A 12,903-nucleotide genomic window follows, 5' to 3' on the forward strand; every position below is an offset into this window, starting at 1 on the left:
ATAACTATATATTACACAATTAAGATTTCTATATCAAGATTTTTTAAAAAAATGTGCTCTCTCCTCTTAGAATCTATGACGAAAATTCTTATAATACTATACTGAATAAAAAATTCTAATTGGAGGTATTCAATATGTTAATTAAAGTTAAAAATGCTCAAAAGGAAATCTTATTTATGGTATTTCTATTCTCCCTATTTTTCACAGCACTTTTCTTTGATGAAAAAACTGCTGTATCCAGAGCATTAATGTGTTTTTTTAGCATTTTAGTAGAAAATAGATTTTCCCAGCAATCATAAAAATTATATGAAAAAGAGCCATTTTAAAATGGCTTTTTTTCATCAATTATATTTATAGCTATATTTCATAGATTTTGGACTAAACCCAAATAATTAGATTAGCATATTATCAATTAATCATTACTTTATCTTCGAGAAAATCAGCCCATATTCTTACTTCAGGTAACAGGTTATTCCTTATATATTTTTTCCACTCATTAAACTGTTCACCTACGATGCTTGATTTATTCCTAGAAATATATATTACTAAGTTTGTATAACTAGTTAGCAGATTAAGATCATCGCGTGTTGATATTTCTAGCTCTCCCTCATTTATTGTTCTTAAATAACTATTAGCATATTTAATCAATAACTTATAATCACTTTCATTAAATACTGAAGGAATATATTTAGCAATATCTTTTATTATATCAATAGCCATACTTACAATATCCACTGTTCCATATTTTATTAACTGTAAAATTTCAGTTTTAATTAGAACTGAATTTACACTTATTTTCTTATGTTCATTTAATAATAAACAATCATATAGTGCTTGCATTGCTAAATTGACATTATTTCTTTTTTTATCACTTAACCCATCGATCAAAAGCTCTATATTGCGATCACCATTAATACCTAACCTTTCAAAGCACGGTATTAGAGAGTATGAGAATCCTTTTTTAATATCTAGTATATCCCAATAAATCTCCTTCATTTTATTTATATCGCTTTCTCCTAAATATTCTTTGGGAATCGTACCCCACATATTATTTCCTAAAATAAATACCAATTCATCTAAATAATTATACGCACCAAAATGACGATCCTCATAATCTTGCTCTATTTTTTTAAACCCTTCTTTTTGACTCTCCCACCAAAAATAAAATTTTTCTAACCACTGTTTATAAATACCTTTCTTCAGTTCTTTTCCATTTGCATCTATTATGTGATAAGAAAACACATTTGATAATTCCTTAAAGTATATATTTAATTGGTTATTTATAGTCAAAGAGCGAGAACTATAAAATTTAGGTATTTCTTTTTTTACAAATTCTGATTCATCTATTAATTGAAGTACTTGTTCTTGACTAATAATTTCTTCTATTATAAATTTCAGTTTAGAACTTTGACGCCTTGTGTAATTATTTATATAAGATAACAATTTACCATAATATAATTCGGATAAACTTTTTGTTCTGGCAAGCGCAATCAATTTAAGTAAAGCAACATCATGCTCATCATCATTCTTTAAATTACCAAATAATATTCCTATATGATTTTCAGGAACCTCAAATTGAATAAATCTAATTCTTTGTTCAAGTCCTTTTACAATATGTATAAAAAAAACATTCCCCATTATTACATTATTATTCTCTAAACTTACAATTTCATTATCTATTAACCTTTTCAAAAACAATTCGCTTTCAACACTATTTTTAGATACAATTATTCTTTCTAAAAATTGTTGTATCACTTTTATTTCTTTTGGTTGGAATATTTCCGCTTTATTTATAAAGTCTATTAATTTTAAATCTAATTGTTCTCTTTCTTCAATTGATAAAGCAAAGTATATTCTAGAGAGAACTTCCACCTCTATTCTTATATCTAAATCATTGTGATACTTATTAAAAATAGAATTTATTAAATAATCACTTAAGATATTTATATTAGTTTTTTCCATCGCATAAACGGATTCTCTTGAAAATACTCTATCTAAATCCTCTAATTCTATATTCTGTATTTTCTTCATTTGACAATATATTGGATAAAATTCTTCTAAGTTTCTTATTGCTAAATCTAGTTCGTAAGTATTATTAGTCGGTAACATTAAAGTTTCTTGCATTTGTAGGGCAGCAAACGAATCCAATAATGCTTTATCTATCAACAATGAATATTTAGTTTTAAATTTTTCGCTTCCCGGGTCAAATCCATAAGTGTGTTTTGTACCCAATGTGTTTTCAAATTTCTTTATTGAAATAACTGATTGCTCATACTCCCTACCTACATCACAATTCTTACTGTTTAATAAACTCAATCTATCTTCCCTTCCACTATTCTGTAAATGAAGCAGTACAACACTTTCTAATGAAAGTAATCGATAATCATCTGGCTTTATTGCAAGTAAGCTTCTAATTGTTTGTAAATACTCATACAACATTCGAGTTGCTTTGTCATTTTGATGAACCCTAAAATAAATAATCGCCTTTTTTATACCCCATTCTATTTCAGATTTCCCCACATGCCATTGATCCATCATTTCTTCTATAACTTGAAAATCACTATTTAAAGTAAATAATATTTGTTCATATAATAACTTATGGGTTTCTTCCTGGTTTAGCTTAAGTCCCTCTAGTATACTTTTATATCTAAAAAAACCATTTGCATTAATTTTTAATCTTTCTTCCTTTAAAAGTCGGAACAGTAATGGAATATATTCTTTATTTATCTCCTTCAATTCGGCTATTAAGCCTTCAAGCTTAATAGATACAGAATTAAATTCAATAGGAATATAAAATTTTTCACAACACCATACTATCTCGTTTATATAATCTATTATTTCTTTATCTTCAATCGAAGAAATTTTATTTATAAAGAATGTCATCTGTTGTTGAATGTCATCTACATATTTTTTTCTTATGTCATTTGGTATAACAAACCAGCCAGGATACGTTTCTCGATTTACTTTAAAATTTTCTATTCTATGATAGCCTTCATATGGCCACTTTATTTTCTCTTTTCTATTTTTATAAGAAAGATACTCGAAAATATCAGCGAACATTGTAGGATATGGGTTTCCTGGTTTATTATATATTTCTTTAAAATCAATTAACGTAATCCCCATTTTTGCCAGGTCATTAAATCTCAGCTTGCTCTGCCCATTACAATCTATCATATAGATTTTCGGCTTATGTTCACCGAGGTTATCTAGCACCCATGTTGTCCACTTTTTGAAATTAGGATCATCTCCAGAGAAACCTATTAATACAAATGTAGTCTCCATAATAGACTGCTGAACCATGTTTACAAATGGTCTAAAATCTTGTTGGTATTTTTCATAATCTTTTTTTGTAAAGATAAAAGGCCTATGCGACGGAAAGCTACCGTGTAATTTTACAATACGTGGTTGCACGGAACTTGGGATATCATTAATATCGTAAATAACTTGATAATTCCGCTCATAAACATGTTTTTTAGCGCGTTCTAATAAAGTATCATAATTTGTAGTATAAATATCCGCCCATGGAAGTTTCAATAAGTCGTGATGTATAGTATCTGGTTCATAATTATCATCAGGGATAGCCTCTTTTAAAATTTCGTCCAGACTCGTTCTTCCGTATTCTTCAACATATATTTGGCTAATTGCTAATACATCTTTCTCCTCAATATTTGGATGGTGGGTTAAATCTTGTATTAGTCGCTTTTTTAAATGGGACCACAAAGCCATGCTTTCAAATGAAGATTCCACTTTTTTGGCATTTAAGCTAAATCCTGCCCCAATCATCACTGACACCCTACTTTTACCATCTTTCATCCAAAGTCTGTCTCGAATAGCCTTTAAATGAGGATACATCGTTAAATTATCTTGAAAAAACTTTTCAACATCTTTTTTCAATTATAAATCGCCTCCATATAACAACCTTTTCCTATAATAAATTCATTACTTCTTGTCTTTCTATCCACTTATCTAGCTTATTCTTCGTATCATCATTTAATCGTTTTCTTTTACCGGATAACATCCTTGAAAGTGTTGAATATGAAATATTCGCTAACTCACGAATACTTTTATTATTCTTCTCTTTATACGTGTTCATCTTTTCAATATAAAACTCGATACTATTAGGTATTTCTTGATCTGGTATACTTATTGGCTTCTCTTCAATTACTGGTGGCCTTTCTTCCATCTCAATAAACAAAGGTGCCTGCTGCTTACTTTTCTTAGTAATCAACTCTTGTTGTAATTTAACAAGTTCATTTGTCGGAGAAATAATTACTTTTAATTTTAGCCAGTAATTCTCAAACCAGTTTTTCCCCTTACATTTCTCTTCATCAATATCAGGAGAGTATTTCCACTCTTGAATTACTTGGTCTCACATAAGATCATCTAGCGTCTTTTCAAAAACTTGTCTTGTAAGGCTTGGTTTTCTATTCATACTGATCTCCATTACTTGCAATAACCCTTTAGGACCACCAATACTATATGAATGTGTAAGATGTTGATAAGACTGTTGAATACGCCAACGCCAACTTAGATATCTGGTTACTCTTTTATGGTATCTCTGCTGCTTACTGTTATACTCCAATGCTTTCTTAGATAGTAATCCCGTTAGTTTCTCAGAACCATATAGATATTTTGATAAAAAGCTACCTAGTGTAACATTCATACTCTCTATTCCCAATGTTTTATCCGTATCAATATCCTTTGCAATGATAATTTCATCCATTACAAATAGCCTTCTAATTCTTTGCTTTTTATAAGCTAAGGTTTCATTGGGATCCTCTTCATTTAAAATTACAATCTCATTATCTTCATTGACATAAATAAAAATACTAGCAAGAGCAGCTAAGCGCTCCATAATCTTTAACCTGTCCTCTTTTCGATAATAAGCCTTGCCATTTTTGATTTGCTTCATATTACACATATCTAATATTTGTTCATAATGTACAGGCACAATGGTCTTATCATTTTCCGCACTCTTTACCCATAGTTCAGTTACAATATCAAGACAATCAGCAGTTAAATCGTCCATCACTCGAGTTAAAAAAGTAGAATCAATAAGTGTATTCCATCTTTTGAGCTCTTCTCTTTGCAATTTCATATCACCATCATCATGCGAAGAGACCACCACTAGACTATTTTGTTTATCCTGCAATTGCGCAATACGAACATTTTTATCTTGATCATCTGTAAACTTATTCTTAGCAATGGTGTCTGATAAATGGTACATAAATCCTGCATTACTTCGTTCTATATACTCACCCTTAGCCTCTAAATCTAAAGGTAATTCTTTTTCGACAACAGGCAGTTTAATCCCAAATTCCATATATAAATCGTCTTTTAGACATTCGAAAATTTCTTCCTTATGATTATCTAGTTTTGGGAGAATGTCTATCACAGATAATCCTAAAGCTTCTTTTTAGAAACCCATTTCACTAACCTTTCAAACGTCTGTGATGAATATGTTGAATTGTAAATTCCCTGTAGATCTCTTTCTACATCTTGATAGAATAGTTGCCATTTATTTAAAACTCTTTCACTCCCCTCAACTCCAGTGAATAGGGGATACGCTATATATATAGTGTTTTGAAATAGTACTTTTAACTTCTCCACTAATAATCCTTCTAATTGCTACTAATACAATTATATCAATTGCTACTAATCATTAATACCATTCTACATAGAGTTTCGAAAGTATGTACAGATTAAAGGTAATTTAACCACTCTTAAAAACTGTAACATTTTCCTTTCTATTACCTTACTTTAAGGCATTACTCATTTTCCCATCTTGCGTACTTTTGCTAGATAATACACAACACTAATATAACATTGTGATTTCTATAAAAATAGACTTAATTTTCGGAATATTATTGATAAATCAGTATTGCACTTCCAATTATTTGGTAATGAGATTATATTTGAGATGAGTTATTAGATGATAGGGGGATTAAGTTATGAAACAGAACAAACTATGTACAGTGTTATTTTCTGTGGCTTTAATGTTTAGTGTTGTCTTTGCAGCTTTTTCATTTCCTACGGGGGCTAGTGCTCGAGTAATGGATGAGAATAGCGGTACTTACAATGGGGCTAACTATAACCCGCCAAAAAGCAGTGATACAATTAAGTTTAGTGTTACCCCAGGATACGGTCACCTTAAAGTGTACATCAAAAACCGTGGTCAATCTAATCTATATGTTTCACTTAAACATGTAGCTAGCGGAAAAGTATACTTTGAAAACAAAGAAATTAGAGTAGGCGATCCAGCGCTAGAATGGAAAAGTAACAAAGAAGGTTTTCCACAAGGTGTTAAAGCTGGTGACTTTGAACTCTCATTTAGTAGTGGCGGTAAACCAGCATACCTTGACTGGGCTTACAAATCATCAGATATTATTTGGCCTTAGATGAAGAAGACGGGTTTTCCGTCTTCTTTTTTTATATGTATTAAAAAATGCAATACCCTTCCCATATTGCGCACTCTTCTTGTGAAACTAGCAAAGTTTTTCCCAAGCTGCGTACCTAAAAAATGTTTAACTCTTTTCAAATCCCTTGTGGTTCTATGGTTCAATAGGTGTTGCTTCTTTTAAATATATCTTTTAAAAGGCACGCTTTTACAAAGAATCCTTATATAAATATTAGTCCTGTTGTATTTACAAAGGCTATCTTTAAGCTATATGTAGCAGCTAAGAAGCTATTCTTAGACATTGCTATGCAACATCATATAGAAATAACTTTAAATGCGTTCTTTGTACAAGCACGATGAGAAGAAAAACGAGACGCACTTTAGCCAGATGTATTATTTCTTTCATAAAAAAATAACCGTACCAAACCAGTACGGTTATTAAAGAATTATCAGCTACACTATGATGTACGATACATCTCGTCATAGATGTTAAAAAGTGCAGAAATACATTCACAACAATTCTAACTTTATATATAAATTTTAAATATTTATAGTGTATGTTATCGAATAAAATTAATCGTTAGGAAACATCCATTTCCCTTCATTATTTGTATTTTGTGGTTTTATAATTTTAACCATTGTATCGAAGATAGAAGGAATTCCACCAAGTGGAGACTCTTCTAAATTTGACATATTATTCACTTTAACAATATCCCCTACATGAAATTTTTCCTCTTTTGATAAGTATTGTTCTACAAATCCATCTGATAGGTATACAAATACACTTTCATTTTCCCCTTTGGAGTTAGGATATTGTACTCTTAGGACGTTATCAGGATAAGCCGGTGTAGATGTATCTCTATTTACTGAAATAACTTTTCCTACTACGTAATCCATTTTACCATTTTGTTCAAAATAAACACCTGGTTCCAATGTATCGTTATTTTTTAACAATTCGATGTTATCCGTAACCGTTGTACCTGCATTCAAGTTACCACGCCCAAGGGCAGACTCTATATTAATTTTAACTTGATCTACTAGTTTAAATTTTTGTCCCTGAGTTAAACGAACTTCAATATCTTCCTCTTGACCGTATTCATTAATATAAGGAACCATTACATAGTTAATTGAGTCGTTAAATCTTTTCCCAATTTCTTTAATTTCACCTGTTACGTAATCATTTACTTGATGGTTTAAAATATGGTTATTATTAATTTTAACAACAGACTCAGGAACCATACTATCACCAAATGAACGCCATATCGATCCAGTGACTTTTATAATATCACCAACTTTTACATTTGGGTTTAATTGAGTTGTATTGACTGTCAAACGGTTAGGATTATCCATATTTTCATTAAATCCTTTTGCTTCAATCTCAAAGGAATTTGCTTCGACCTTTAAAACGCGTCCTTCAATTGACTGAATATTTGATTCAACCGCTGCGCTTGCTTTTGTTGCTTCTAAACCTGGTAAATTTGTGCCTGCAAGAGCAGCAATTCCTAATGCACCTGCTAGAATAACTTTTTTCATACCCTATAACATCTCCACTCCTATATTTTTAGATTAATTAAATCTATATTTAAAACGACTTTATGTAACCATTATAGTTACACCAATGGTATTTTTCAACTTCTAGATATATGCATTTCTTCATATTACAAAATTTATATTTTCTGGTTAATATAACTGGTTTCAATTTATATTAAATTTTTCAGTATAAACTCCAAATATATAATCAAATCCAAATACATGTCGCTTGATGCTCCCTGACAGGTTGTTTTAAATAAATATTCCTTATATATTTTCCCCCGACTATTGTTGAAATATTGTTCCTAACATAATTGGATAATAAGAATAACTTGAGATTTACAATTAAAACTTTTAAAAAATATAATATAAAACTCATTTAGAAGTATCATTTTCATTGTTTAATAATCTAATTAATTGCCCCATTGTTACATTTTCCAGTATTTGTTACATTTCATCTTGCGCTTGAATAAGAATAATTTCTAATACAAATTGTATATTTGCACCTATAGGACAGTTAAACTTTAAATTTTCATGAATAGAACATATTTCCCCTTCTACTCTGCATACTGAACGATAAACATCTAGTAATGTAATATGATGGACATCTTTAATTAAATACCACCCCTCCCCTTTATGATTATTATGAATAATACCTGTATCTCTTAGACATAATAATATACCACGGATAATTTTAGGATGAATACTTAAAGTTCTCCCAATAAATTCCGAATCATATGGGGTTAATGGATTTTTTTTAGAATAGATAAAATTTGTGACGCAACTGTTAAGCTAATATTAATTTTCATAATTTATATCCTTTTCATACATAAAGTAACTACATTTAGTTGAAATCCTTTTTATCTTTATATTACAAATCATATTTATTGATACTTTATAAATATCGAGTAGCATGATTATTCGTTCAATATTCTATAAAGGATAAAAACTTTATTTTACTAATTTAAAGTTAAATCAATTATTTACTATTTATTTAATTTTGAAATAGATCTTTCTAGCGTAAATCTTCCATCCCAATTTTTCTTGTTAATTACTTTTACTCTATCTCCGTCCTTAAATTCATGGCCTTGAGATGTATTCATATGCACATGGTCTGTTTGACCTCTATTATTTATATATTTTACAGAGACGTGATACTTTTCTGCATTATATATTTCACCTATTTCAAAATCTTCATTTTGCTTTTCATTCTCATTAAACTTTGAGATAGACCCTTCTAATACAAATCTTCCATCCCAGTTTTTCTTGTTAATTACTTTTACTCTATCTCCATCTTTAAAGTTATGTTCATGAGATGTATTTACATGTACATAATCTGTTTGGCCTTTATTATTAATATATTTTACAGAGACATGATACCTTTCTGCATTATATATTTCACCTATTTCAAACTCTTCTTTTTACTCTTCATTTACTTTGGAAATAGACCCTTCTGGCCCTATCCATGCGGTCATATTTCGATTATTTACTATCTTTTCCCATTCCTCTTTATGTACCACTTTGACTTTGTCACCTTTTTTATATGAATGGCCTTGTGGAATAGGTACATCTACATATTGTTTTTTACCTTCATTATCTTTTAATTTCACTTCAATATAATCAACTGATTTATCCTTAGTTATCCCTTCTACTTCACCTATTTCAAACTCTTCTTTTTGCTCTTCATTTACTTTGGAAATAGACCCTTCTGGCCCTATCCATGCGGTCATATTTCGATTATTTACTATCTTTTCCCATTCCTCTTTATGTCCCACTTTGACTTTGTCACCTTTTTTATATGAATGGCCTTGAGGAACAGGTACATCTACATATTGTTTTTTACCTTCATTATCTTTTAATTTCACTTCAATATAATCAACTGATTTATCCTTAGTTATCCCTTCTACTTCACCTATTTCAAACTCTTCTTTTTGCTCTTCATTTACTTTGGAAATAGACCCTTCGGGACTTATCCATGCGGTCATATATTTATTATTTACTTTCTTTTCCCATTCTCCTTTATGTCCCACTTTGACTTTGTCACCTTTTTTATATGAATGGCCTTGAGGAACAGGTACATCTACATATTGTTTTTTACCTTCATTATCCTTTAATTTCACTTCAATATAATCAACTGATTCGTCCTTAAATATATCTTTTATTTCACCCATTACTAATTCTTCATTTTGTTTCTCATTAACTTTTGTTATGACTCTCTGTGAATCAGTTGATTCTTTAGATTTAGCATTATCATACTGGGTTGTTTGATATCCAAAACTTTTATGATAGACTGTTTCCCCATAATTACCAATCTTGCTAACTTTTACTGTATCCCCTTCTTCAAAATCATGTTTTTTTGATGCCCACACGTAAACAGAATGATTTTTTCCATCATTATCATTATAATTTACCTTGATGTAGTCTCCATTTACCTCTCTAATAATAGTACTTACTATCCCATCCATATACTCTTCTTTTTTGTTTGACATTTTTTCATTCGAACTATTAAGGCTTCCCCCAACTCTATTTTGAAGCGCATCGGCTTTAGCAGTTAGTTGTGCAGCTTCTACACGAGTCACTAATTTATCTGGTTGCCAACCATTATCAGTACCTTTAGAAATTCCTAAATCAATTAAAATACTTGCGTATTTTTCACTCCAGTGTCCTTTTAAATCTTTAAATATAGTTTTCTTTTCACTTTTTACTGGGCTTTGTAATTTATATGCATTCACAAGCATTGTCGCCATTTCCGCACGAGTAACTTTACCCGATGGATTAAATAGCCCATTTCCTACTCCTCTAACTATCCCTGCTTTTTCTGCTGCAGCGATATAAGGCGCTCCCCAATGATTTTGTGCATCTTTAAATGAAGGCTTTTCACTTGAGTTTATATTTATTCCTAACACTTTTGTTATAATTTTGGCTGCAGAAGCTCTGTCTAATAATTCATATGATCCAAACGTGCCGTTAGGTAGGCCATTAATAACATGCTTATCCACTAGATAATTAACCGACTGTTCCGCCCATTTGGGTACATCTGGAAATCTCAAAGTATCTGCAAATATATTGGATGAATGTGACAATAAAGTTCCTGTAATAATTCCTGCTGCAATTAATTTATTTTTCATAAATATAACACCTCTAAAAGTTTATTATGGGGAGTTGGGGATTAAATTTAAGACAAATCATTTTTGTGAATTAGATAAAATATTCAAATTTAAAATACATCACCTTTAAATATAGTTAGTTAGTAAATATCACACATAAAGGAAGCAAAAAACAAATCATGAATGTAGGGGTGTTAGTAATTCACTTTATTTTGAAATGATGAAAATTTAATACACCCAACTCCGTGTAACCATTATAGTTACACCTATTAGTAAAGTCAATTACAGTACCCTTACACTTTTGTAAGATAATCTACTAAATAATTAACAAGGTTATGTTTACACCTACTGAATATTTATCGAATTAATTCAATAACTTTTCACGTTCAGAAATATGATTTTCAAATAATAAATTCAAGTTCCTTGTAACGTTCCATTGCTAAAATATATTTTAAAGACGATGATCTTTTTGGAAATTCAGGTGAAAATGATCAGCATCATTATATACACCAAATTCATAACCTTTTTCTTTATAAAACTTTATAATTTCCGGAAGCACTGCTAATGTTTGAGGTTTTTCATGCATTAAAACTACTTCAACATCCTCTGTTGTAGATTTTTTTACATTTTCTATAATTTCATTTGGATTATTCTTTAATTTCCAATCATAGGAGTCAATTGTCCAATCCCATACTTTTATTCCAGCTTCTACAATTTGATTACGAGTTTCTCCGCTCTTCAGCCCTGGTGCTGATCCATATGGTGGACGTACTAACTTAGGGTTTGTACCTGTAATATCTTTGATAAGAGATAATGTTTCTTTCATTTCTGGAACAAATTGTCCATTCTTGTATAGCTTATCACTATTATGCGTCATACTATGTGCTCCGATATAATGTCCTTCTTTTACTGCTCGCTTTACATTTTCCTGATAACTTGCATTTTGTAAATTACTTCCCTGCATGAAAAATGTTGCTTTTACATCGTTTTCTTTTAATACATCTAAAAATTTCCCAGTTAAAGTACTCGGACCATCATCAAATGTTAAATAAACAACTTTTCCTACAGGTTTTCCATCTGCTCTTTTTTCTCTTTGGGGTTTTGTATTTTCTATCTCTTTAGATTGTGACATTATACTTTGGTTATTTTTCCCCTCTTGGTTTGCTCCTTTTGCGGAAGTGGAATTAAACTTACCTATTATAAAGAACATAAGAAAAGAAGTTGTTAGTAGTATCATGATCGTTAGGAACACTCCCCGTATTCCACTATTTTTATTACCGTTTTCCGACATCGTTATCTATCCTTTCTCTATTATTTATACGTAAAAAGCAGGTTTTAATTGCTAGATTTAATATTATTACCCCCGCTCTGTACAAAAATAGATTACTAAAATGAAATAAAGATAACATGCAGATTATGTCGAAATAAGTTAAAGAATATTGAAATTCAACATAGAATCGTATACAGGATTACCACTGTGTTAAAAAACAAATCCGTTCGATACTTTGTTTAAGCCTGCCAAGCGAGTTACTGCAGCGATAGAGGCTATGCACACATTCAAAAAAGGATAGATTCTTCCAAAAAGGAAGTATGTCCAAAATCCAAAAAATTCATTCATAAATTAACTAGATTAGCTTCATCAGCTAGCAAACTAAAGGAAATTAACACGCTAGGTTTCTATTGAATATTTTTCATATTGAAATTGTTAAAAAGAAAGTTTAATTTAGCCAGGCAGAACGCCAAGCTGATTAAAAACATTTAATGATCACTGTTTGTCATTAGGGTAGAAAAATAAAAAAGAAAACAGCACCTCACCATTAAATTAGAGAGTGCTGTTTTGCTTTAAATCATATTTAATTGTGAAACAGG

Annotated in this window: 7 protein-coding genes and 2 pseudogenes; 3 read left to right on the forward strand and 6 right to left on the reverse strand. The window is 30.3% G+C overall.

The window, feature by feature from the left end; genetic code table 11:
- Positions 1-134: 134 nt before the first annotated feature.
- A complete protein-coding gene (locus B9A45_RS32445) occupies positions 135-299 on the forward strand; it encodes a hypothetical protein (protein WP_179135423.1) in 165 nt (54 codons plus the stop codon).
- Positions 300-408: 109 nt separating this feature from the next.
- On the opposite strand, the gene B9A45_RS30705 is transcribed toward B9A45_RS32445, so the two are convergent.
- Both B9A45_RS30705 and B9A45_RS33105 read right to left on the reverse strand, forming a co-directional pair.
- Positions 409-3,894, reverse strand: coding sequence for an SIR2 family NAD-dependent protein deacylase (locus B9A45_RS30705; protein WP_084065862.1), 3,486 nt, complete (start codon positions 3,892-3,894; stop codon positions 409-411).
- Between the two features lie 31 nt (positions 3,895-3,925).
- Positions 3,926-5,610: pseudogene (locus B9A45_RS33105) on the reverse strand (hypothetical protein).
- Positions 5,611-5,951: 341 nt separating this feature from the next.
- Between B9A45_RS33105 and B9A45_RS30720 the strand changes: the two are divergent.
- Positions 5,952-6,398 carry a hypothetical protein gene (locus tag B9A45_RS30720; protein WP_000812406.1) on the forward strand — a complete coding sequence of 149 codons (447 nt, stop codon included), beginning with the start codon at positions 5,952-5,954 and terminating at the stop codon, positions 6,396-6,398.
- A gap of 215 nt (positions 6,399-6,613) precedes the next feature.
- Positions 6,614-6,858 (forward strand): annotated as a pseudogene (locus B9A45_RS33110) (hypothetical protein); the annotation flags it as partial.
- Positions 6,859-6,970: 112 nt separating this feature from the next.
- Here B9A45_RS33110 and B9A45_RS30725 read toward each other — a convergent pair.
- The 4 genes from B9A45_RS30725 to B9A45_RS30740 form a co-directional block, all read right to left on the reverse strand.
- Complete coding sequence (locus B9A45_RS30725) at positions 6,971-7,930, reverse strand: ATP synthase F0F1 subunit alpha (protein ID WP_084065863.1); 960 nt, start codon at positions 7,928-7,930, stop codon at positions 6,971-6,973.
- Between the two features lie 444 nt (positions 7,931-8,374).
- Positions 8,375-8,695 carry an Rrf2 family transcriptional regulator gene (locus tag B9A45_RS33115; RefSeq protein ID WP_347366359.1) on the reverse strand — a complete coding sequence of 107 codons (321 nt, stop codon included), beginning with the start codon at positions 8,693-8,695 and terminating at the stop codon, positions 8,375-8,377.
- A 653-nt stretch (positions 8,696-9,348) separates the two neighbouring features.
- Positions 9,349-11,055: an S-layer homology domain-containing protein gene (locus tag B9A45_RS30735; protein ID WP_084065864.1), complete on the reverse strand. Its 1,707-nt coding sequence runs from the start codon at positions 11,053-11,055 to the stop codon at positions 9,349-9,351.
- A 430-nt stretch (positions 11,056-11,485) separates the two neighbouring features.
- Positions 11,486-12,325: a polysaccharide deacetylase family protein gene (locus B9A45_RS30740; RefSeq protein ID WP_001293472.1), complete on the reverse strand. Its 840-nt coding sequence runs from the start codon at positions 12,323-12,325 to the stop codon at positions 11,486-11,488.
- Between the last annotated feature and the right edge of the window lie 578 nt (positions 12,326-12,903).

Source organism: Bacillus sp. JKS001846, assembly GCF_900176455.1.
Lineage (GTDB): Bacteria > Bacillota > Bacilli > Bacillales > Bacillaceae_G > Bacillus_A > Bacillus_A cereus.